Raw genomic sequence first — 22,611 nt, forward strand, 5'->3', positions numbered from 1 at the left:
ATGTCGCTCGACCAGCCAACCCTGCGCGCACCCGAAAGACTGCCCCAGCCGACGCCGGAAGACCGGCTTGCCGCGCTGGAGCGGATATGGCGGCGCTTCAGCGATGCCGAGGGACTGCTCAAACGCGGCGGTCTCGTCACCGAAGTCACATCGACGCATTACAAGGTGCGCGGCCTTTCGGATTTCGCCAGGCTGGGCGATCTTGTCGAACAGCGCGGCCATGCCGGCACGCGCCGCGGCGAGATCGTCAAGATCAGCCGCGACGAGATTGTCGTGGCCCCCTTCGAACGCAGTGCCGATGCCGGCATAGGCGACGCCGTTTTCCGTCGCGGTCCGCTCGCGGTGGCGCCGCATGCCTCGTGGCGCGGCCGCACGATCGACGCGCTCACCCGGGCGATCGACGGTGGCCCGCCATTGATCAGGGGCGACGGCATGTCCGGGGCCGCCACGCCCGGCGCCATGGCGCGCCAGCGCGTCGGCACCGCCTTCATGACCGGGGTCAAGATCATCGACATTTTCACGCCGCTCTGTTTCGGCCAGCGCATGGGCGTCTTTGCTGGTTCCGGTGTCGGCAAGTCGACGCTGCTGGCCATGCTCGCCGGCGCAGACGCCTTCGACACCGTGGTCGTGGCGCTGATCGGCGAACGCGGCCGCGAGGTCCGCGAATTCCTCGAGGACACGATCGGCGACAGCATGGCCAAGACCGTAGCCGTCGTCGCCACGAGCGACGAAAGCGCCATGATGCGCCGGCGCGCGCCGGACACCGCGATGCGCGTCGCCGAACATTTTCGCGACCAGGGCCACCGCGTGCTTCTGGTGCTGGATTCGATCACCCGCTTTGCCCACGCCCTGCGCGAAGTGGCGACGGGAACGGGTGAGCCGCCGGTCGCGCGCGGCTATCCCGCTTCGGTTTTCACCGAGCTGCCGAAGCTGCTCGAACGCGCCGGGCCGGGAGTGGAAGGGAAAGGATCGATCACCGCGATCATTTCCGTGCTGGTCGACGGCGACGACCACAACGATCCGGTGGCCGATTCCGTGCGCGGCATCCTTGACGGCCATGTCGTGCTCGACCGCGCGATCGCCGAACAGGGCCGCTATCCGCCGGTCAATCCGCTGTCGTCCATATCACGCCTGGCCGGCAAGGCTTGGAGCGTCGAGCAGCGCGCGCTGGTGACGCGGCTGAAGTCGATGATCTCCCGCTTCGAGGACACGCGCGACATCCGCCTGCTTGGCGCCTACCAGGGCGGCGCCGACGTGGAACTCGACATGGCGGTGCGCCAGGTACCCCTGATCTACGAGGCGCTGATGCAATCGCCCAAGGACCGCCCGTCCGCTGATCCGTTCTCCGATCTCGCCCGCCATCTCAAGGGAAAGCAGAATGCCGAACCAGGGGACTGAGCTCCAGCATACCGAGCGTATCCTGCGCGAAATGATCGCTGAGGCGAAAGCCGAAGAAGAGATCGAAGCCAGCCGCAACTCGGCCATCGACGGGCTCTTCGCGGCGCCGCAATGGCCGCAGCCGCCCAAGGCCGCGTTTCCCAGGCTGGGCAAGAAGGCCGGCCGGCGCAGCGATTTCGTCATCGCCGCGCTCGGCATCACGCTCGGCCTGATCTGCGCGCTGTTCCCCTGGTATATCTTCTTCAATCAGGAACAGTTCGGCGTCCAGGCAATCAAGTTCGGCGGCACCGGCACCAATTCTGGACGCGAGGGCGGCGGCGTGGTTGCCGAGCGCAGCGCGCCGCTGACGGCCAAGGACGTTCCGAATGCCAATATCGACCTGCTTGCCACCGGAACCGTGCAGGACGATCCCAGCGCCGCCCCGGCACCAGATGACCAGCCCTTTCCGGCCGACGTCACCAAATTCCGCATGGTCCACGTCGCCAATGGCCGCGCCATGATCGAGGACGACACCGGGCTGTGGATGGTCCAGCGCGGCTCGATACTGCCGGATTCCAACAAGGTGTCGTCGATCGAGCAACGCAACGGCAAATGGGTGATGGTCACCAGCGCCAACCAGGTGATCGAGCTTTCCAGATAAGTTCGCCGCGCTTGCCGGTTGCGTCCGCCCGCAAGGTCCGCGCAAGACTGGCGGCTTAGTCTTTGGGCACACGCCCGGAGATTCCCATGGAGCCCGTTTCTCTTTTCGATCTCGCCGCCAAGCAGGCGCAATGGCTGGCCGTGCGTCAGTCGGCGGTCGCCGGCAACATCGCCAACGCCAACACGCCGGGCTATACGGCAAACGATGTCGAGCCGTTCGAAAAGGTGCTCGACCGCGCGGCGGTGTCGTTGCAGACGACACAGGCCGGACACCTCGGCAGCGCCGCGACCAATGCCGGTTTCGCGATCAAGCCACAGGAAGACGACGGCGTCGTCATGCCGTCCAAAAACACCGTCGTGCTCGAGGACCAGCTTCTCAAGGCCGGTGAGGTGCGCCGCTCCTTCGAGCTCAACACGGCAATCGTCAAGGCATTCCATTCGATGATGATGATGGCGGTGAAGAGCTGACCATGGACGCGCTCACAGCAGCCCTCAAAGTAGCAGCCTCCGGCCTCGGCGCCCAGTCGGAGCGGCTGCGCGTGGTTTCCGAAAACCTCGCCAATGCCCAGTCGACCGGCACCACCCCCGGCTCCGACCCCTATCGCCGCAAGACCATCAGCTTCGTCTCGGAGCTCGACCGGACCACTGGCAGCTCAACGGTCGAAGTGAACTCGATCGACCGCGATCCCACCGATTTTCCCGTGGAATTCCAGCCTGGCAACGAGGCCGCCGACGACAAGGGCTACGTCAAGATGCCCAACGTCAACGTGCTGATCGAAATGGCCGACATGACCGAGGCCAACCGCTCCTACGAGGCCAACCTGCAAGTCGTGAAGCAGGCGCGCGATCTCATTTCAATGACCATCGACCTGATGAGGAACCAATGATCGTGAACGGCATCGGCGCGCTCAACTTGAAGCCTGGACTTGGCGACACGGCGACTGAGCTGCTTCAGGGCGGCGTTGCGCCCGCGACCGCAGGCAACCTCGGCACCTCCTTCGCCGAGGCGCTGAGCCAGGCGGCCACAAAGACCGTCAACACGCTGCAGAACGCCGAGCAGGTCTCGGTCCAGGCGCTCAAGGGCGACGCCGACACCCGTCAGGTCGTCGATGCCGTGATGAGCGCCCAGCAGGCGCTGCAGACCGCCGTCGCCATCCGCGACAAGGTCGTTTCGGCCTATCTCGAAGTCAGCCGCATGGGCATCTGAGGAGTTCGGCCATGAAAGCACTCGCCATCGCCGCCACCGGCATGAACGCCCAGCAGACCAATCTGGAAGTCATCGCCAACAATATCGCCAACATCAACACCACCGGCTACAAGCGGGCGCGGGCCGAATTCTCCGACCTGCTCTACCAGGTCGACCGCACGCAAGGCGTGCCCAACCGCTCCAACGCTTCGCTGGTGCCGGAGGGCGTCTCGATCGGCCTCGGCGTCAAGACCACCGCCGTGCGCAACGTCCACACCCAGGGCGAACTGACCAGCACCGGCAACAGTTTCGACATGGCGCTCACCGGCAGGGGCTGGTTCCAGATCGAAGGCGCCGACGGCGGCACGCTCTACACCCGCGCCGGCGCCTTCAACACCAACGCCACAGGCCAGCTGGTGACGGTGGACGGCGCCAGCGTCATTCCAGCGATCAACGTCCCGGTCGACGCCGTCGAGGTCATCGTCAACAAGACGGGCCAGGTCTTCGCCCGCATCGATGGCCAGACCGACCTGCAGAATCTCGGCCAGCTCCAGATCGTCAACTTCGCCAACGAAGCGGGACTGGCGCCGCTCGGCGACAATCTGTTCCAGGAAACGACCGCCTCTGGCCCGGCCAATGCCGGCGTGCCCGGCGATCCCGGCTTCGCCACCATCCAGCAAGGCTATCTCGAGGCCTCCAACGTCGACCCGGTCAAGGAAATTACCGAACTGATCTCGGCGCAGCGCGCTTATGAGATGAATTCCAAGGTCATCCAGGCCGCCGACGACATGGCCTCGGTCGTCTCCAAGAACATCAGGTAACGACAATGGCCGGTCCGGTCTCCTGCTCCGCGTTCCGCCGCACCGCGCTCGTCCTTGCGCTGGTGACCGGCGGCATGCCGGCTTTCGCGCAGGACGCGGCCAACCGGTCGGCAACGCAGATCGCCAGCAGCCAGCCTGCCGGCGAGGTCGTGCTGATCCCAAACCGGGTCATTTATCCCGGCGAGACCATCGAGCTCGCGGCCCTCAAGCAGGTGACCCTCATCCCCGGCAAGCACAAGCCCGACGCGGTGGCCACCCTTGCCGAGGAACTCCAGGGCAAGATCGCCAAGCGCACGCTGCTGCCCGGCCGCTACATCCCCGCCGCCGCCATTCGCGACGCCTGGCTGGTCGAGCAGGGCGCAGCCGTGCAGGTCTTCTTCATCGCCGGCGGATTGACGATATCGGCCACCGCCGTGACCTTGCAGCCAGGCTCGGCCGGCGATCTCATCAAGGTTCGCAACAGCGACAGCGGCAAGATTCTCTCCGGCACGGTGATGGCCGACGGAACCATCCAGGTCAGCGCTTCATGATGCGTCCGCTTGCTCTTCTGCTTGCAGCCGCGCTCGGCCTGCAGCCTGCCTTGGCCGACGGCCTCACGCCCAAGGCCAAGCGCGAACTCGCCGCCAGGAATGGCGGCGTCTATGACGATCCTGAATATGATCCGGCCACCACCACGCGCATGTTCCGCGTCTCGCCCGGGCCAAGCTCGCTGCCGCCGGGCCAGGTCGCCTCGCGCATCAAGGACATCGCGCAGCTGCAGAGTTCGCGCGACAACCAGCTCGTCGGCTACGGCCTGGTCATCGGCCTCGCCGGATCGGGCGACAGCTTGCGCAACTCGCCGTTCACCGAACAGTCGATCCGCGCCATGCTGGAGAATCTCGGCATCGCCACCGAAGGCGGCAGAGCGCGCGCCAAGAACGTCGCCGCCGTCATCGTCACCGCCAACATGCCGCCCTACGTACAGTCGGGCGCGCGCATCGACATCGACGTCTCCTCGATGGGCGACGCCACCTCGCTCGCCGGCGGCACGCTGATCATGACGCCGCTGAAGGCGGCGGACGGCGAAATCTATGCCGTCGGCCAGGGCGCGGTCATCGTTTCGGGCTTCACCGCCCAGGGTCAGGCCGAGCAGTTGACGCAAGGCGTCCCGACCGCGGGCCGCGTGCCGAACGGCGCCATCATCGAGCGTGCCGTGAAGGCCGAGTTCGATGACCAGCCGATACTGACGCTGCAGCTGCGCAATCCCGATTTCTCGACCGCCATTCGCATCGCCGACGCGATCAATGACTACACCAGCCAGCGCTTCGGCATGCGCGTGGCGGCCGAGCGCGATTCCCGCACCGTGCAGATCAGACGGCCGAAAAGCGTCTCGGCGGCCCGCTTCTACGCTGAGATCGAGAACCTGGTGGTCGAATCCGATACGCCGGCCCGCGTCGTCATCGATGAGCGCACCGGCACCATAGTCATCGGCAACGACGTCAAGATCTCGCGCGTGGCCATCAGCCACGGCACGCTGACGGTGCGCATCACCGAAGCACCACGCGTCGTGCAGCCCGAACCCTTCTCCAAGGGCGAAACCGCCGTCGAGCCGTTTACCGCCATCGACGCCAGCCGGCCCGACGCACGCGTCGCCGTGCTCGACGGCCCCGACCTGCAAACCCTTGTTTCCGGTCTCAACCGCCTCGGCGTGAAGCCCGACGGCATCATTGCCATCCTGCAAGGCATCAAGTCGGCCGGCGCCCTGCAAGCCGATCTGGTTCTCCAATAGGCGATGCCGATGATCTTCTTCCCCTCATTCCATCAAGGATGCCGCCCCGCCGCGATCCTGTTCGCGGCCTGCGCTCTGGCGGCCTTTTCCAGCGGCGTGCATGCCGAGGAAGCCGTCCGCCAGGTCCTGCCGGGGGCGCCGCCCGCACCCGCGCCGCAGCTGTTGGCCCGGGAGAAGGCTCCCGACCAAAGCGAGATCGAGCGCTTCTGCTCCAACATAGCCGACGCCGCCCGCGACCGCCGCTACGTGTTGCAGGCGGAGGAGTTGAAACAGCTCCAGGCCGGCATCGACCAACGCATGAAGGCACTGGACGAAAAGCGGGCCGAATACGAGACCTGGCTGAAGCGGCGCGAGGTGTTCCTGGCCCGGGCCGAGGACAGCGTCGTCAAGATCTATGCCGGCATGAAGCCCGACGCGGCGGCCGAGCGCCTGGCCATCGTCAATGCCGATCTCGCCGCGGCCATCCTGATGAAGCTGGATTCGCGCAAGGCCGGCGTCATCCTCAACGAAATGGACCAGAAGGCGGCGGCGACGCTCACCGGCATCATGGCCAGCGCAGCCCGAAGGGTAGATCCGTCATGATCCGCAGAACGCTCATCCTGTGCGCGGTCGCAGCTTTGTCCGGCTGCGGCACCAATCTCAAGGAGATCGGCAGGGAGCCTTCACTGTCGCCGGTCGGTTCCGGCATCGGCAGTGAAGGAGCTTCGCCCTACAGCTATCCTGAGCCGCCTGCCGCGCCGGTCAAGAAATTCTCGCTGTGGGACGATCGCCAGAGCCGGCTGTTCACCGACCCCAGGGCGTTGCGCGAAGGCGACATTCTCACCGTCAGGATCAAGCTCAACGACAAGGCCAACTTCAAGAACCAGAACGACAGGAGCCGCACCGCCTCGCGCAAGCTGGGTTACGACGTCACGCTCGGATGGGAAGACAAGAGCACGAGCGGCAAGGGCGACGCCGGCCTGAGCTCCAGCACCGAAACCAATGCGGACGGCGAGATCAAGCGCTCGGAGAACCTGGAGCTCAACGTCGCTGCCGTCGTCACCGAAGTCCTGCCCAATGGCAATTTGATGATCAGGGGCTCGCAGGAAGTGCGTGTCAATTATGAGCTCAGGGTGCTTACCATCGCCGGCATGGTGCGCCCGTCGGATATCGGCGCGGAGAACACCATCTCCTATGAACGCATCGCCGAGGCGCGCATCTCCTATGGCGGCCGCGGCCGCGTCAGCGAGGTCCAGCAGCCGGCCTACGGCCAGCAGATCCTCGACCAGGTTCTTCCGTTCTAAGGCATTGGAGACCGCAGCACCGTGGCCAGCGTCGAACAGGTTCCGTCTCGCAAGGGTCCTTCCCTTGCCGTCCAGGGCGCCATGCTGCTCCTGGTGACGGCTGCCGCCATCGGCATGGGCTGGCTGTCCGGCGGCTATCTCAAGGGTGTGGGGGCACCGGCATCGGTACCCGTCGCGCCGGAAAACGAGGGCAAGGTGCCCAAGCCCGCCGACGCGCAAGAGCCCGGCACGGGACCGTCACTCGTCGCGCTGGCGCCGATCACCACCAACATCGCCTCGCCCGCCGAGACCTGGATCAGGATGGAAGTGTCGGTGGTCTACGACGCGCCGCAGCCGCCGGCAATGTCGGATGAGATCCATCAGGATCTTCTGGCCTTCGTGCGCACCCTGAAGATGCACCAGATAGAAGGCGCCAGCGGCTATCAGCACCTGAAGGCCGATATCGAGGAGCGCGCCTCGATCCGCAGCCAGGGGCATGCCAAGCAGGTACTCATCAGGACGTTGCTGCTCGAATGAAGAAATTTCTTCTTGCCGCGGCGCTGCTCGGCGCCGCCACATCGATCGCGACGGCCCAGCAACTGGACCTCGGCGGCATCGGTAAGGCCGACGGCACCACCGTCGGCTACATCATCCAGATGTTCGGCCTGCTCACCGTGCTTTCGGTGGCGCCGGGCCTGCTGATCATGGTGACGAGCTTCACCCGTTTCGTCATCGCCTTCTCGATCCTGCGCGCCGGCATCGGCCTGCAGTCGACGCCGGCGAACCTTATCCTCATTTCGCTGTCACTGTTCATGACCTTCTATGTCATGGCGCCGACCTTCGACCAGGCCTGGAATACCGGCGTCAAGCCGCTGATGGACAACCAGATCAGCCAAACCGAGGCCTTCGAGAAGATTTCCGATCCCTTCCGCACCTTCATGCTGCACAATGTGCGCGACAAGGACTTCGACCTGTTCGCCGACCTCGCGCGCGAACGCGGCCAGACCGTTGCGAAGGAAACCGTCGACCTGCGCATCCTGGTGCCCGCCTTCATGATCTCCGAGATCAGGCGCGGCTTCGAGATCGGCTTCCTGATCGTGCTGCCGTTCCTGGTCATCGACCTGATCGTCGCCACCATCACAATGGCGATGGGCATGATGATGCTGCCGCCGACGGTGGTGTCGCTGCCCTTCAAGATCCTGTTCTTCGTCCTGATCGACGGCTGGAACCTGCTCGTCGGCAGCCTGGTGCGCTCCTTCAACTGATCGCGCCCGGCGCCGAACCGCGCCCTCCCGTTTTTTTCGACAATATTTTTCGATTAACCGTCCGGTTTAGTCCTTTGGTAGGGACTTGCCGCCATATTCCCCGCAGATGGCGGGTGATCGGGTCTCAGACAGATCATTGGCATGATGCCGCTCCGTCATACCGGCCAATCCGGTATGTCAAAAAACACCTGTAAAAAGTAAGGTACGAGTAGACATGGCCAGTATCATGACCAATGCCTCGGCGCTGACCGCGCTGCAGAGCTTGAACGCCACCAACAAGAACCTCGAAACCACCCAGGCCCGCATCTCGACGGGCTATCGCGTTTCCCAGGCTTCGGACAACGCCGCTTACTGGTCGATCGCCACCACGATGCGTTCCGACAACCAGCAGATGTCGACCGTTTCGGACGCGCTCGGCCTCGGCGCCTCGAAGGTCGATACCGCTTACACCGGCATGAACAGCGCGATCGACACCATCAACCAGATCAAGACCAAGCTGACCGCCTCTTACGGCCAGACGGATGCCGACAAGGAAAAGACCCAGACCGAAATCGCCGCCCTTCAGAAGCAGCTGAAGGCCTATGCCGATGGCGCCAGCTTCTCCGGCACCAACATGCTGTCCGTGGACAGCGGCACGGGCACGTCCGTGGCGGACATCAAGATCGTTTCGGCCTTCAACCGTGACGCTTCCGGCGCGGTATCGATCTCGACGATCGACGTCAACGTGGAAAGCACCAAGCTGTACGAGGCGGGTACCACGGCCGGCACCGCGAAGGGCATCCTCGACGCCGCGCGTCTGGGCACCGACGGCAGCGTCACCGCCACGGCGGCTACTCCGGCTGCTGGTGCTACCGTTGCGGCCGGCGACACCTATTCGGTCGCCAGCCTGAAGATCTTCGACTCCGCAACGGGCAAGGGCTTCAGCGACGACCAGATCTCGGGGATGATGAACGTCGTCGACGCCGCGCTCAAGGACATGACGAACGCCGCCACCACGCTCGGCGCCGCCAAGAGCAGCATCGACCTGCAGAAGACGTTCACGCAGAGCCTGATGGACTCCATCGACCGCGGCGTTGGCCAGCTCGTCGATGCCGACATGAACAAGGAATCGACCCGCCTCCAGGCCCTGCAGGTTCAGCAGCAGCTCGGCATCCAGGCGCTGTCGATCGCCAACGGTTCGTCGCAGTCGATCCTGTCGCTCTTCCGCGGCTGATCGCCTTCACCATCCACGAACAGCACCAAGATATCGGGCCGCGCCAAAAGCGCGGCCCGATTGCGTTTGCTCCAGCCCCGCGCAATCCTCGTTCCTTAACTGTCGAAAGCTGACTTTTAACAGGGCGTTAACCATATCGCGCTAGCTATGGTTAACCAATAGCTTACGACAGGTTGTCGAATCGGCCCGACCGGCACGATCGCAGCCGATGGGCAGGCCGACCAGGCCTGTGGGCATGCCGGCTTAGAGAAGGAGCGAGTTTCTTGGCGAGCATCATGACGAACGCTGCGGCGTTGACTGCACTTCAAAGCCTCAACGCCACCAACAAGTCGCTCGAGCAGACACAGGCCCGCGTCTCGACGGGCTATCGCGTCTCCGAAGCCTCCGACAACGCCGCCTACTGGTCGATCGCCACCACCATGCGCTCCGACAACCAGGCGCTCTCGACCGTGCAGGATGCGCTCGGCCTCGGCGCCTCGAAGGTCGACACCGCCTATACCGGCATGAACAATGTGCTGGACACGATCGGCAAGATCAAAACCAAGCTGCTTTCGACCGTCGGCCAGACGGATGCCGCCAAGGCAAAGACGCAGACCGAAATCACGGCGCTTCAGGCGCAGATGAAATCCTTTGCCGACGCCGCCACCTTCTCCGGTTCGAATTTCCTGTCGGTGATCTCCAAGCAGGTGTCGGCCGCCAATGACGGCGTCCAGCCCGACTCCAAGATCGTGTCCTCGTTCAACCGCACCTCGTCCGGCGCCGTCCAACTCGGGACGATTGACATCGATGTCGAGAGCACCAAGCTTTTCGATTCCGGTCTCGCCGGCGAGGTCAAGAACCAGGGCATTCTCGACCGCAAGACATCGGTCTATTCGACCGCGGCCGCGCAGACCCTGTATGACACCGCCTATGCGGCATCGATCGCGGGTGGATCAACGGATATCGCAGCCAACACCGCCGGCCAGACCGCGGCGGGGGCGGTTGCCAAGGTCGACAATATTTCCGCCTACAATCTCGACATCACTGCGGCGGGCGTGACCGACGACATCATCACCCAGATGATCACCAAGATCGACAACGTCATGAGCCAGCTGACCGATTCCGCCACCATCCTCGGTTCGGCCAAGAGCAGCATCGACCTGCAGAAGACCTTCACGCAGAGCCTGATGGACTCCATCGACCGCGGTGTCGGCCAGCTCGTCGACGCCGACATGAACAAGGAATCGACCCGCCTTCAGGCGCTCCAGGTGCAGCAGCAGCTCGGCATCCAGTCGCTGTCGATCGCCAACAGTTCCTCGCAGTCGATCCTGTCGCTGTTCAAGAGCTAACCGCCCACTCGACGTCTTCACCTCAAGGTTGACGGGCCGCGCGCCGAGCGCGGCCCGATTTCATTTTCGCACAAGCTTCGAGGGCTAGTGTTCCAGCGGACAGTCATGCTGGGAGTAGTCGACCGTGCCGGAACAGATCCAGAGCATCATCGCGAATCTCCGCGGGTTTGGCGTGAAGCGCCTGGCCATGCTGGCGGGCATCGCCGCATTGGTGATGAGCGTCATCGGTGTCGCTTCCGTCTATCTCAACCGTCCGGCCTACGACACGCTCTATGTCGGGCTCGACCGCGCCGACGTGAACCAGATCGGCCTCGTGCTGGGCGAGGCCGGCATCGGCTTCGACGTCGGCTCCGACGGAACCTCGGTCCTGGTCCCGGCCGGCACCACCGCGCAGGCCCGCATGCTGCTTGCCGAAAAGGGCCTGCCGACCAGCGCCAATGCCGGCTATGAACTGTTCGACAATGTCGGCTCGCTCGGCCTGACCTCCTTCATGCAGCAGATCACGCGTGTGCGCGCGCTGGAGGGCGAAATATCGCGCACCATCCAGTCGATCGCGGGCGTCAAGGCTGCGCGCGTCCATATCGTTATGTCCGAGCGTGCCAATTTCCGCCGCGACGAGCAGCAGCCCTCCGCGTCGGTCGTCATCCGCTACGCCGGCATCGACGCCGAGAAAAGCGCCATGTCGATCCGCCATCTCGTCGCCGCCGCCGTTCCCGGCCTGTCGGCCGACAAGGTGACGGTGCTCGATTCCAACGGCAATCTGCTGGCGGCGGGAGATGATCCCTCCAACACAAGTGCCGCCCGCACGCTTGGCGTCGAACAAACCGTCGAGGCGCAGATCGGCGACAACATCCGGCGCGCCCTCACCCCGTATCTCGGCCCGGACAATTTCCGCGCCAGCGTCAAGGCCGACGTCAACACCGATACCCGCCAGACGGAGGAGACGATCTTCGATCCGGAGTCGCGCGTCGAGCGTTCGGTGCAGTCGGTGCGCGCCAACGAGAACAACAACCAGAAGCAGGCCTCCACCCCGGCCAGCGTCGAGCAGAACCTGCCCGAGACGCAGACGACCGCCACCGAGGGTCCGCAATCCTCCTCGCAGAACGACCGCAGGGAAGAGATCACCAACTACGAGATCAACTCCAAGAAGATCGCCACCGTCTCCAACGGCTACAGCCTCACCAAGATGTCTATCGCCGTGGTCGTCAACCAGGATCGGCTGAAGGCGATCCTGGGCAAGGACGCCACGCCCGAACAGATCGCCAAGCGCGTCGCCGACATCCAGAAGATGGTGACCTCTGCCACCGGCTTCGACGACAAGCGCGGCGATGTCATCGACGTCTCGGCGGTCGAGTTCATCGACGGGCTCGACGGCGAGGCGATCCCGCAGGCCGGAATGCTCGATTCCGTCGGCCAGCACGCCGGCACGCTGATCAATGCCGGCGCCTTCATCGTCGTGGTGTTCCTGGTGGCCTTCTTCGGCCTGCGCCCGATGGCGGCGGCCCTGACAGCAAAGGCGACGCCGTCCATAGCCGGTCCCAATTTCGACGAGGTCCAGCGCTCGCTGCCGACGCCAGAGGGCACGGCTTCCGCCGAAGCCGGCTCGGCCGTCGGCGCCTTGCCGGGCGTGCGGGCCGGCTCCACGCCGCTCGACGACCTGCGCCAGAAGATCAGGCCCGCGCCGCAGGAGCGGCTTGCCCGCATGGTCGACCTCAACGAGGAGCGCACAGCGCAGATCCTGCGCAAATGGGCGGCCCAGGAAGTCGCGGTGTAGTCCATGCCTTCCCTAGCCCTTTTCGATCTCCTGCCGGATTTCGGCCCGCGCCCGCAACGTGTCAGCCAGCCGAGGGCCGCCGCCGAGCACGAGCCGGAAGCAGCCGTGCCTCAAGCCGATATCGGCACGCTGATCGCCGAAGCGGTCGCCCAGGCGGAGGCAGCGCTTGGCGAGCGGCTTGCGGCTGCCCACGAAGCAGCGATGGACGCTGAACGCCGGGCGAATGCCGAGGAAGCGAAGGCCTTTCTCGAGAGCTTCGGCGGCGATGTCGGCGAGGCGGTCTCGCTGCGCATTGATGCCATGGAGGCGCGCGTGACGGACCTCGTCGCCGCCACGGTCGCCCGCATCATCGGCGGCATCGTCAGTGACGACCTGCAAAAGCGCTCGCTTGAAGCGCTTGCCGGTGCGGTCCGCGAAGCGGTCGGCGATGGCGAAGCGGTGCGCATAGTCGTTCGCGGCCCGCTTTCCCTTTTCGAAGCGCTGAAGGCATCGCTCGGAGCGCGCGCCGCCAATCTCGACTTCATCGAAGCTCCCGGCTTCGATCTCACGGTCTCCATCGACGAAGCGGTGTTCGAGACGCGCATGGCCGAATGGTCGGCAACGCTCTCCCAGGTGTTGGCATGAGCGTCGCCGATGCCGATCAGGCCAGGCACGAGATCATCATCGTGCGTCGTGGCCATGACGACCACGAGGAGGGCCATCACGGTGGCGTCTGGAAGATCGCCTTCGCCGACTTCATGACGGCCATGATGTGCTTCTTCCTGGTCATGTGGCTGATCAACGCCGCCAACGAACAGACCAAGGCGGCGGTCGCCAGCTATTTCAATCCGGTCAAGCTGGTCGACCGCACGTCGAGCCGCAAGGGCCTGGAGGATCTCGGCGACGGTCCGCGCGCCATCGGGCTGACCGCCGACAATCCGGAAGAGGCGGCCACCAAGGCCGGACAGGATGGAGCCGGCGGCGCGGGTTCATCCGATCCCAAAAAGGAAAAGCAGGAGCCGCAGCAGTCCGAGCAGTCCGACGAACACCTGTTCGCCGATCCCTACGCGGTGCTTTCGGAAATCGCCACCAACACCGGCATCATGCAGAACGTCAGCCAGAAGGGCGATGGCGGCGCGCAGAGTGCCGGCCCGGCAACGGGCGCTTCCGGCGGCGCCTCCTATCGCGATCCGTTCGAGCCTGATTTCTGGTCTCAGCAGGTGGCCTCGCCGGGCGCCGAGGCCAGCGCGCAGCGCGCCAGGATCGAAGGTGATCCGGTGAAGCCCGGCGACAAGGCCGCCGAGGCGCAGGTCGCCAAGGTCAAGGCCGTGCCGCCTGCGCCGCCGGTCATCGCGGCGCCGCTTGAACCTCTGGCAAAGGACGGCAAGGCCACAACGGCAATCGCCGAGGCGGGTGATGCGAAAGCCGGCGCCGCCGGGCCCGCGGACGCCAGGGTTGCCGCCGCCCAGGAGGCGGCCAAGCCCGATGCCGGCGAAAAGAAGCCGGGCGCGGCCGCGCTTAAGGCTGCGGCCGATGTCAGGCAGCAGCTGGCCGAGGCCTTCAAACCTGGCGACAAGTTGCACGACGGCGTCTCGGTCGAAGCCACCGACAAGGGCGTCCTCATCTCGATCACCGACCAGCTTGACTTCGGCATGTTCGAGGTCGGCTCCGCGATGCCGCGCCGTGAGCTGGTGCTCGCGATGGAAAAGATCGGCCACATCGTCAACAGCCAGAAGGGCACGATCAGCATCAACGGCCACACCGACGCGCGGCCGTTCCGCAGCGCCGGCTACGACAATTGGCGGCTGTCGACGGCGCGCGCGCATTCGGCGTACTACATGCTGGTGCGCGGCGGCGTCGACGAGCGCCGCATCACCGAAGTCGCCGGCTTCGCCGACCGCCAGCCGAAGGACCCCGCCGATCCGCTGTCGGCGGTGAACCGCCGCATCGAGATACTGATGGCGACCGGCGGATGAGGCGGGCGGTCTTCACCAGCCGCTTGATGGGCCTTTTGCTGTTGGCCGGCCAGCCTACGGCCGCCCTCGCGCAGGATTCGTTGCAACCCTATCAGCTGGTGCGCTCGCTGCAGCTTATTCAGGACCGTATCGCCGTCGGCGACCACGCCGCGCTGCCGATGCAGTCCAAGCTGCTGGAGATGATCGATACGCGCTTGCGCGAGGCGGACAAGGACGATTTCAGGGATCCGAAGAATTTTCGCGCGCTGCTGGTCTACGGCATGAGCGGCGGCAACCCGGTGACCGTCGAGGCGGCCGTGTCGCGCGCCACCGCCGATGCGCGGGACCTAGCCCTTGCCAGGGGCGTCATCGATTACCTGAACGGCCGCCCCGGCGAGGCCATCGAAGCCTTGAAGCCGGTCGATCCGATGGCGGAGCCCAGCGACCTCGCCGCCTTCCTTGCCCTGGTCAAGGGTTCGCTGCTCGCCAGCGACCAGCCGGCCGCGGCGCTGGTGCTGCTCGACGAGGCGAAATTGCTCGGCCCCGGGACACTGGTCGAGGAGGCGGCATTGCGCCGCTCGGTCGGCATTGCGGTCGCGCAGCGCGACGCGGCGCGCTTTGCGCTTGCCTCCACACAATATGTCGAGCGCTATCTCTATTCGCCCTATGCCAGCCAGTTCGCCGACTCCTTCGTCTCGGGCGTGATTGAGCTGCACATGTCGATCAGCCAGGACAAATTGGCCGATATCACCTCAATGATGGATCCCGAGCGCGAGAAGGTCATTTATCTGCGCATCGCCCGCCGCGCCGCGATCGACGGCCTGAACGAACTGTCCGCCTTCGCCTCGGCGCGGGCCGAGCAAGGCCGCGACGGCAACACCAATCAGGGCGATCCGCGCGCCCTGCTCTACTCAAGCCTGTCCACCGTGACATCGGGTACCATCGAGGACGTGCGCGCCAAGCTGGGCAAGATCGACCGCAGCCGGCTGTCGGACGGCGACCGCGCGCTGCTCGACGCCGCCGAGGCCATCGCCGGCGAAGTGGTGGCGCCGCCCGCTTCCCTTCCGACCGCCAGCCCGGCACCTGCAGAGGTCATACCATCGCACGAGCCCGAGCCTGCCGCCGCGCAGTCCACCGACGCCGCCGGATTGCCGCCCGTCGAGGGTGCTGTCTCCGAACAGCCGGCCGTCGCGCCATCCGGCGACACAGTGGCAGCTGCGCCGAACCCGCCGGCTCCGGGCGATGCGGCAACTGTCCTGCCGGCATCGGCGCCGGCGGCCGCGGCCAGCACCGACACGTCAGACCCGACCGATGCCGCGATGGTCAAAACCCGTCGACAGCTCGACCTGATCGACCAGATGCTTGGAGCCGCTCCGAAATGACCCCCAGCCTCGGTCCGGCGCTGCCGGGAATCACCACCGCGCGCACGACGGCGGAACAGCCGGCGGCGACCGGAAAGAATGACGACACGGGTTTCGGCAAGATGCTGGACGACAAGGCCGGCCCGGCCCACCCGGACAAGCATCCGGCAGCCGGGGCCGAATCGCGCGATGAGCGCTGGAGCAGGCTTGCCGCCGGTCCTGCCGGGCAGAAGGACGAGCCACTGCCGGCTGGCAAGGCAAGGATCCCATCCAGCGGAATGCTGGCCGCGAAAGCAGCCAGGGACGACAAGACCGCCGAGACGGACAAGGACGCCGATGGCGCAGCGGCCGAGACAGGTACGACGCCGCTCGAGGACCATCTGCCGTTGCTGATCGCGTTCCATGACCTGCGCCATTTCTCGACATCGGCCAGACCGGCCGATACGAGCGAAACCGGACAGGAACCGGCGCTCGACGGGCAGTTCCTGCCGAAGGCCTACCGGCCGAAATCCGCCGCCGGGCATGATGACCTCGAACCGATGTCGAAGCCCGAGCGGACATCGCTCGTCGATGGGGCGCTGACCAAGCTCGATGGCCAGACCGTCAACGACGCCGCCGGCACGCCAAAACGCGATAATACGATCGCGGCCGGGCCGCTGCCCCAGACGGCGCCGGCCGAAGTGCCGGGCGTGGATCCGAAGCACGCGGCACCGCAGCTGAGGTCCATCGCCGATGTTCAGTCCTCGTTGCCGTCCGAGCCCGGAAAACAACCTTCGGCGGCAGGACGCATCGACGTGGTTTCCGAGCGCAGCTTCCCTGCCCCGCCGCAGGCGCCGGTGAGCCAGGCCGCCCTCAACGTGATCGGCGCCATAACAGCCGATGGCGGCCCGAAAACGACGCTTTCGACACACTCCGCAACCGCGCAACTGACAGGCCCTGTTGCCGCCGCGACACATGTGTTGAAGATCGAACTTCATCCGGCCGAGCTTGGCATGGTCACCGCCAATCTTCGCCTCTCCGGAGAACAACTTTCGATTGAGTTGAAGCCTCAAACACATGACGCCTACCACCGGCTGTCCTCTGATAGCGATGCCATCGTCAAGTCCCTGCGCGGACTCGGCTTCGAGGTTGACAAGGTCACGATACTACAACCTTCGGTAGCGGTCCCCGCAACGACCCGCACTGATGCGACCGCATCCTTGCAGACGGCGGCGGGCCGCGACCAGTCGTCCTTTCAACCCGGGAATTCCGGCGGCGGCAACAGCGGCGCCGGCGGCCAGCAACCGGGCCAGCAATCCGCCGGAAGACACAATGATGACGCGCAAGCACACGGCCGCCCCGCTTCGCCTTCTCGCGAGCGCGCTGGCGGCGATATCTTTATCTAGTCTTGCGAGCGCCGCCGCTGCCGCCGCCAATGCTTGCGAACCGGAGATCCTGCGCGCCGCCGACCACTATGGCGTGCCGGCCGGCATCCTCTATGCCGTCGGCTTGACCGAGACCGGCAAGAAGGGAAGCTTGCAGCCCAACGCATTGAATATAGAAGGAAAAGCAGTCTTCCCGACAAGCCGCGCCGAAGCTCTTGCCACCTTCGCCAATGCCCGACGCGAGGGCAAGACGCTGATCGATCTCGGCTGCATGCAAATCAATCACCACTACCACGGCGCGCATTTCCGCAGCGTCGAGGACATGCTAGATCCGCGTCAGAACGTCGACTATGCAGCGCGTTTCCTGGCCAGCCTTCATGCCCGTCACGTGACCTGGTCGATGGCCGTCGCCCGCTATCACGCGGGGCCCGACAACGACCCGGCGCAGAAGGTCTATGTCTGCCGCGTGATATCAAACATGGTGGCCACCGGCTTCGGCAAATGGACCGGCAACGCCCGCACGTTCTGCAACCCATGAGTGTATTGTTGCATCTCATGCAATCAGTCGCAAGGTCTCGGCGTTGCGCTTCGACTTGGCCGGGACTTGGAGCACCAAGCATATCTCACCCCATGCTAATGCAACCGATGCGATTCCAGACTCCCAAGAAACTAGTTACAAGAAATGACGGTTGTTCAGGATTCCTGCCAGCGGATACGGCTTTCCCTCACGGGGCAGATGAGCTGATTCGGAGGCGGGGCCGATGATCGTTATCGTTGACGAGCGAGAGCTCGTGACAGACGGATACAATTCACTTTTTGACCGCGAGGGCATCGCCTGCGCGGGCTTCGCTTCCGGCGAATTCGGCGAGTGGGTGAACTCGGCGGCCGATGCCGATCTGCGCTCGGTCCGGGCCTTCCTCATCGGCGACTGCCGCGAAGGCGCGATCTCTCCGCGCCAGATCCGCGACCGCACCGGAGCCCCGGTGATTGCTCTCAGCGAGCAGCATTCGCTGGAGAACACGTTGCGGCTGTTCGAGAGCGGTGTCGATGACGTCATCCGCAAGCCGGTCCATATCCGCGAGATCCTGGCTCGCATAACAGCCATCCGCCGCCGCGCCAACGAGGATGCCGCCTTTACCGAGATCGGCGCCATGCGCATCTTCATGGATGGCCGCGACCCCGAAATCAATGGCCAGCCGCTTCCCTTGCCGCGCCGTGAGCGCCGCATTCTCGAATATCTGGCAAGCAATCGCGGCCGCCGCGTCACCAAGACCCAAGTATTCAACGCCATCTACGGCATCTTCGACGAAGAGGTCGAGGAGAACGTGGTGGAAAGCCACATCAGCAAGCTGCGCAAGAAGCTGCGCGAGAAGCTGGGCACCGATCCGATCGATTCCAAGCGCTTCCTCGGTTACCGGCTGGTGTTCTGATGCACCGCCGCGCCAGCCTCGCGCAAGACAGGACGCGTAGCCTCGCTGCCAATGGCATGGACATTGCGGAGACATTTCGATGAGCCTCTACGGGATGATGCGGACCGGCGTTTCCGGCATGAACGCGCAGGCCAACCGTCTGTCGACGACAGCCGACAACATCGCCAATTCCGATACCACCGGCTACAAGCGGTCCTCCGCCGAATTTTCAACGCTGGTCATGCCCTCGACGGGCGGCGCCTATAATTCCGGCGGCATCACCACCACGATCCGGCAGGCGGTCAGCGATCCCGGCGTGCTCCAATACACCACCTCTGTCTCCGATCTTGCCGTCAGCGGCGACGGCTTCTTTGTCGTCCAGGACCCGAGCGGTACGCCTTTCCTGACCCGCGCCGGCGCCTTCGTTCCCGATGGACAGGGCAGGCTCGTCAACTCGGCCGGCTTCCAGCTGATGGCCTACAGCTACGAAAATGGCGTGCCGGCGGCGACGGTGAACGGTTTTGAAGGATTGGTCCCGGTCGTCATCTCCGACCAGGGAATGACCGCGACCCCGAGCACCGAGGGTCTCTACAGCGGCAACTTGCCCGCAGGCGCGACGCCGGTCGCGGCAGGCAACCTGCCCACCACCAACGCCGCAGGCGCGCAGTACACCTCGAAATCCTCGATGGTCGCCTATGACAATCTCGGCAACAAGAAGCTGCTCGACGTCTATTTCACCAACACCGGCGCCGGCACCTGGCAGGTGTCGGTCTTCGACCAGTCGAAGGCGACCGCCGGAACGTCATTCCCCTACGCCGGCGGCGCGCTGGGCTCGGCCAACCTGACCTTCGACACGACCACGGGCAAGCTCACCGGCGCCGTCGACAGCGTCTCGCTCACCGTGCCCAACGGCAGCGCCTTTTCGTTGGATCTGTCGGCATTGACTCAGCTCGGCACCGGCTTCACGGTTTCGGACGCTCAGGTCAACGGCAACGCGCCGAGCACCATCGACAAGGTGCAGATCAGCAAGGACGGCACCATCTACGCCCAGTACAAGGACGGCTCCACCAAGCCGCTCTACAAGATCCCGCTGGCCGATGTGCAGAGTCCCGACCAGCTCACCGCGCTGCCCGGCAATGTGTACTCGCAGGGCACCGAATCCGGCGCGGTCCGCGTCGGCTTTGCCAATGAAGGCAAGCTCGGCTCCATCATCTCCGGCGCGCTCGAGAATTCGAACGTCGATATCGCCGAGGAACTGACCAACATGATCGCGGCGCAACGCAGCTACACCGCCAATTCGAAAGTCTTCCAGACCGGTTCCGACCTGATGGACGTCCTTGTCAACCTGAAGAGATAAAACCGGGCAACGCCCGTGAAAGACCCGCATGTCGCTTTCCACCGCATTGAGCATCGCCCAATCGGCGCTTATGAACACCGCTCGGCAGACCAGCGTTGTCTCGCGCAACGTCGCCGACGCTTCCAATCCGGACTATACGCGCCGCATCGCCGTCGTCACCAGCACGGCGCCGGGCGCGCGCTCGGTTGATATCCAGCGCGTAGCCAACGACCTGCTCTTCCGCCAGAATCTCAGCGCCCTGTCGGCGTACAGCGGCCAAAACGCGCTCTATAGCGGCCTGGATCAGCTGGATGTTTCGGTCAATGGCGTTGACAATGCGTCCTCTCCCTCGACCGCGATCGGCAATTTGCAGCAGGCGCTGCAGCTCTATGCCACCTCGCCCTCGAACCAGAATCTCGGCTCCAGCGTCATCGACGCAGCCAAGCAGGTCGTGCGTTCCCTGAACGAAGGCTCCAGGGCCATTCAGGACTTTCGCACCCAGACCGACGGCCAGATCGCCACCGCGGTAGACGATCTTAACTCGCTGCTCAGCCAGTTCCAGGATGCCAACCAGGCTGTCATATCAGGCACGCGCTCCGGCACCGACGTGTCCGATGCGCTGGACCAGCGCGACGCGCTTTTGAAGAAGATCTCGGACTATGTTCCGGTCTCCACCTTCACGCGCGGCGACAATGACATGGTCATCACCACGGGTGACGGCACGACGCTGTTCGAAACCATCCCGCGAACGGTCAGCTTCGCCCCATCCTCCGGCTACAGCGCCGGTACCGTCGGCAATGCCCTCTACATCGATAATGTGCCGATCTCGGCGGGAACCGGCGGCAACACCAGCGCTAGCGGCAAGCTTGCCGGTTTGCTGCAATTGCGCGATGGCGTCGCCTCGACCATGCAGAGCCAGCTCGACGAGACCGCGCGCGGCCTGATCACGGCCTTCGCCGAGACCGCGCCGTCAATGCCCAACGCCGCCGGGCTGTTCACCTGGTCGGGCGCGCCGGCGGTGCCGGCCGCTGGCACGCTGGTCAATGGCCTTGCCGGCACGATCAGCGTCAATGCCGCCATGGATCCAAGTGTCGGCGGCAATCCGGCACTGCTGCGCGACGGCGGCGCCAACGGCGCGGCCTATGTCGTCAACACTGGCGGCGCCTCTTATTCCAGCCTTCTGGTCGCCTATGGCGACCGGCTCGATCAGCCGATGACATTCGACCCCGCCGCCGGGATTTCGGCGACGTCGAGCGTTGCCGACTATGCCGCCAATTCGATCGGTTGGCTCCAGGGCGTGCGCCAGCAGGCTTCGACCGCAGCCGACGCCAAGCAAGCCCTGGCGTCGCGCAGCGCCGAGGCGCTGTCCAACGCGACCGGCGTCAATGTCGACCAGGAAATGTCACTGCTTCTCGATCTCGAACATACCTATCAGGCATCGGCCCGAATGATGAAAACCGTCGACGACATGTTGGCGGCTCTGCTCAGCGCGGTGGGATAATCCATGACCTCAGTCTCTTCGGCCGCTCTCTCGAACGCCATGCGCTATCAGCAGATGCGCATGCAGGCCGAGCTCGTCAAAGCCACGAAGGAGTCCTCCACCGGCAGGGTCGCCGATGTCGGCCTGGCACTGGGCGGACGCACCGCCCAGTCCGTAACCTTCTCGCGCGATCTCGACCGGCTCAATGTCATTATCGATTCCAACGGCCTGGTGGCCGCCCGGCTCTCCTCGACGCAGACCTCGCTCGGCCAGCTCTCCAGCGTCGCGCAGACCTTGCTGTCGAGCCTGACCACCTCAACGTCGGGCGATTCTTCCGCCAACCTCACCCAGTCGGCCGGCAAGACGGCCGTCCAGCAGCTCGCCTCGATCCTCAACACCAGCGTCAACGGCGAGTATCTGTTTGCCGGCACCAACACCGACGTCAAGCCGATCAACGATTTCACAGCGGCCGGATCACCCGCCAAGGCTGCCTTCGACGCCTCCTTCGTCGCCAATTTCGGTTTCACGCCGGATGACCCCGCCGCGGCAAACATCACCGCGGCCCAGATGGACGATTTCATCACCAACGACGTCGAGCCGCAGTTCTTCGGTTCGGGCTGGCAGGCCAACTGGTCGAACGCCACCGACCAGCAGATCGTCAGCCGCATCGCGCTCAACGAAACCACCGCGACCTCGACCAGCGCCAACAGCGACGGCATCAAGAAGCTCGCCATGGCGGCGGCCATGGTCTCCAGCCTGATGTCGACCAACATCAGCCAGGCGGCGAAGGACACCATCGTCGGCCGCTCGCAGTCGCTGGTTGGCGAAGCGCTCAGCGGCATCGGCCAGGTTCAGTCCGAAACCGGTATCGTCCAGAAGCGCGTGTCCGACGCCGTCGACCGCATGAAGACGCAGGTCGACCTGTTCGAGCGCCACATCCTCGATCTCGAAGCGGTCGACCCGGCCGAAGCCGCGACCCGCGTCGCCGACCTGACGCAGCACATCGAGACCTCCTTCGCATTGACGGCGCGGCTCCAGCAGCTCAGCCTGTTGAATTACCTGACCTGACAACT

Annotated in this window: 24 protein-coding genes; all 24 read left to right on the forward strand. The window is 64.9% G+C overall.

Translation table 11 applies throughout. The features are described 5' to 3' along the window. The 24 genes from fliI to FJ953_RS11110 all read left to right on the forward strand — a co-directional run bounded on the left by fliI (position 1) and on the right by FJ953_RS11110 (position 22,606). Positions 1-1,398, forward strand: coding sequence for a flagellar protein export ATPase FliI (fliI, locus tag FJ953_RS10995; protein WP_140624278.1), 1,398 nt, complete (start codon positions 1-3; stop codon positions 1,396-1,398). Further along, entirely contained in the window at positions 1,379-2,038 is a 660-nt protein-coding gene (locus FJ953_RS11000) for a hypothetical protein (RefSeq protein ID WP_140624280.1), read from the forward strand. The genes fliI and FJ953_RS11000 overlap by 20 nt, the downstream gene beginning before the upstream one ends. Positions 2,039-2,124: 86 nt before the next feature. After that, positions 2,125-2,505, forward strand: coding sequence for a flagellar basal body rod protein FlgB (flgB, locus tag FJ953_RS11005; protein ID WP_140496212.1), 381 nt, complete (start codon positions 2,125-2,127; stop codon positions 2,503-2,505). A gap of 2 nt (positions 2,506-2,507) precedes the next feature. Further along, positions 2,508-2,924 (forward strand): flagellar basal body rod protein FlgC, encoded by a 417-nt coding sequence (gene flgC / locus FJ953_RS11010; RefSeq protein ID WP_140624282.1) that lies wholly within the window; start codon positions 2,508-2,510, stop codon positions 2,922-2,924. Continuing rightward, positions 2,921-3,244 carry a flagellar hook-basal body complex protein FliE gene (locus FJ953_RS11015; RefSeq protein WP_181168599.1) on the forward strand — a complete coding sequence of 108 codons (324 nt, stop codon included), beginning with the start codon at positions 2,921-2,923 and terminating at the stop codon, positions 3,242-3,244. The genes flgC and FJ953_RS11015 overlap by 4 nt, the downstream gene beginning before the upstream one ends. Positions 3,245-3,255: 11 nt before the next feature. Further along, entirely contained in the window at positions 3,256-4,044 is a 789-nt protein-coding gene (gene flgG, locus FJ953_RS11020; protein ID WP_140513636.1) for a flagellar basal-body rod protein FlgG, read from the forward strand. Between the two features lie 5 nt (positions 4,045-4,049). Continuing rightward, entirely contained in the window at positions 4,050-4,574 is a 525-nt protein-coding gene (gene flgA, locus FJ953_RS11025; RefSeq protein ID WP_140496215.1) for a flagellar basal body P-ring formation chaperone FlgA, read from the forward strand. Then, on the forward strand, positions 4,571-5,812 hold the full coding sequence (locus FJ953_RS11030) for a flagellar basal body P-ring protein FlgI (RefSeq protein ID WP_140522322.1): 1,242 nt from the start codon (positions 4,571-4,573) through the stop codon (positions 5,810-5,812). Before flgA ends, FJ953_RS11030 begins: the two co-directional genes overlap by 4 nt. A 3-nt stretch (positions 5,813-5,815) precedes the next feature. Then, complete coding sequence (locus FJ953_RS11035) at positions 5,816-6,394, forward strand: MotE family protein (protein WP_181167714.1); 579 nt, start codon at positions 5,816-5,818, stop codon at positions 6,392-6,394. Beyond that, positions 6,391-7,095: a flagellar basal body L-ring protein FlgH gene (gene flgH, locus FJ953_RS11040; RefSeq protein WP_140513639.1), complete on the forward strand. Its 705-nt coding sequence runs from the start codon at positions 6,391-6,393 to the stop codon at positions 7,093-7,095. Before FJ953_RS11035 ends, flgH begins: the two co-directional genes overlap by 4 nt. Before the next feature lie 21 nt (positions 7,096-7,116). Next, the gene (locus tag FJ953_RS11045) at positions 7,117-7,611 is read left to right on the forward strand and encodes a flagellar basal body-associated FliL family protein (protein ID WP_140496219.1); all 495 of its coding nucleotides are present in this window, start codon (positions 7,117-7,119) and stop codon (positions 7,609-7,611) included. After that, positions 7,608-8,339 (forward strand): flagellar type III secretion system pore protein FliP, encoded by a 732-nt coding sequence (fliP, locus tag FJ953_RS11050; RefSeq protein WP_140513640.1) that lies wholly within the window; start codon positions 7,608-7,610, stop codon positions 8,337-8,339. The genes FJ953_RS11045 and fliP overlap by 4 nt, the downstream gene beginning before the upstream one ends. 214 nt (positions 8,340-8,553) lie before the next feature. After that, the gene (locus FJ953_RS11055; protein WP_140496221.1) at positions 8,554-9,552 is read left to right on the forward strand and encodes a flagellin; all 999 of its coding nucleotides are present in this window, start codon (positions 8,554-8,556) and stop codon (positions 9,550-9,552) included. 263 nt (positions 9,553-9,815) lie between these two features. Continuing rightward, positions 9,816-10,880, forward strand: a complete 1,065-nt coding sequence (locus tag FJ953_RS11060) for a flagellin (protein ID WP_140496222.1) — start codon at positions 9,816-9,818, stop codon at positions 10,878-10,880. 124 nt (positions 10,881-11,004) lie between these two features. Continuing rightward, the gene (gene fliF / locus FJ953_RS11065) at positions 11,005-12,654 is read left to right on the forward strand and encodes a flagellar basal-body MS-ring/collar protein FliF (protein WP_140624284.1); all 1,650 of its coding nucleotides are present in this window, start codon (positions 11,005-11,007) and stop codon (positions 12,652-12,654) included. A 3-nt stretch (positions 12,655-12,657) separates the two neighbouring features. Next, complete coding sequence (locus tag FJ953_RS11070) at positions 12,658-13,278, forward strand: hypothetical protein (RefSeq protein WP_140513643.1); 621 nt, start codon at positions 12,658-12,660, stop codon at positions 13,276-13,278. Next, complete coding sequence (locus FJ953_RS11075; RefSeq protein ID WP_140624286.1) at positions 13,275-14,609, forward strand: MotB family protein; 1,335 nt, start codon at positions 13,275-13,277, stop codon at positions 14,607-14,609. The genes FJ953_RS11070 and FJ953_RS11075 overlap by 4 nt, the downstream gene beginning before the upstream one ends. Next, positions 14,606-15,970 carry a chemotaxis protein MotC gene (locus FJ953_RS11080; protein ID WP_140556607.1) on the forward strand — a complete coding sequence of 455 codons (1,365 nt, stop codon included), beginning with the start codon at positions 14,606-14,608 and terminating at the stop codon, positions 15,968-15,970. The genes FJ953_RS11075 and FJ953_RS11080 overlap by 4 nt, the downstream gene beginning before the upstream one ends. Next, positions 15,967-17,334: a flagellar hook-length control protein FliK gene (locus FJ953_RS11085; protein ID WP_140624288.1), complete on the forward strand. Its 1,368-nt coding sequence runs from the start codon at positions 15,967-15,969 to the stop codon at positions 17,332-17,334. Before FJ953_RS11080 ends, FJ953_RS11085 begins: the two co-directional genes overlap by 4 nt. Beyond that, positions 17,264-17,851 (forward strand): lytic transglycosylase domain-containing protein, encoded by a 588-nt coding sequence (locus FJ953_RS11090; RefSeq protein ID WP_181165242.1) that lies wholly within the window; start codon positions 17,264-17,266, stop codon positions 17,849-17,851. Before FJ953_RS11085 ends, FJ953_RS11090 begins: the two co-directional genes overlap by 71 nt. A 223-nt stretch (positions 17,852-18,074) precedes the next feature. After that, complete coding sequence (locus FJ953_RS11095) at positions 18,075-18,743, forward strand: response regulator transcription factor (protein ID WP_140496228.1); 669 nt, start codon at positions 18,075-18,077, stop codon at positions 18,741-18,743. A gap of 79 nt (positions 18,744-18,822) precedes the next feature. After that, a complete protein-coding gene (locus FJ953_RS11100; protein ID WP_140624290.1) occupies positions 18,823-20,079 on the forward strand; it encodes a flagellar hook protein FlgE in 1,257 nt (418 codons plus the stop codon). 28 nt (positions 20,080-20,107) lie between these two features. Further along, positions 20,108-21,559: a flagellar hook-associated protein FlgK gene (gene flgK, locus FJ953_RS11105; protein WP_140560324.1), complete on the forward strand. Its 1,452-nt coding sequence runs from the start codon at positions 20,108-20,110 to the stop codon at positions 21,557-21,559. Between the two features lie 3 nt (positions 21,560-21,562). After that, on the forward strand, positions 21,563-22,606 hold the full coding sequence (locus FJ953_RS11110) for a flagellar hook-associated family protein (protein WP_140496231.1): 1,044 nt from the start codon (positions 21,563-21,565) through the stop codon (positions 22,604-22,606). Positions 22,607-22,611 lie beyond the last annotated feature (5 nt).

The sequence above is a fragment of the Mesorhizobium sp. B2-3-6 genome (genome assembly GCF_006442305.1).
In the GTDB taxonomy this organism is placed as follows: domain Bacteria; phylum Pseudomonadota; class Alphaproteobacteria; order Rhizobiales; family Rhizobiaceae; genus Mesorhizobium.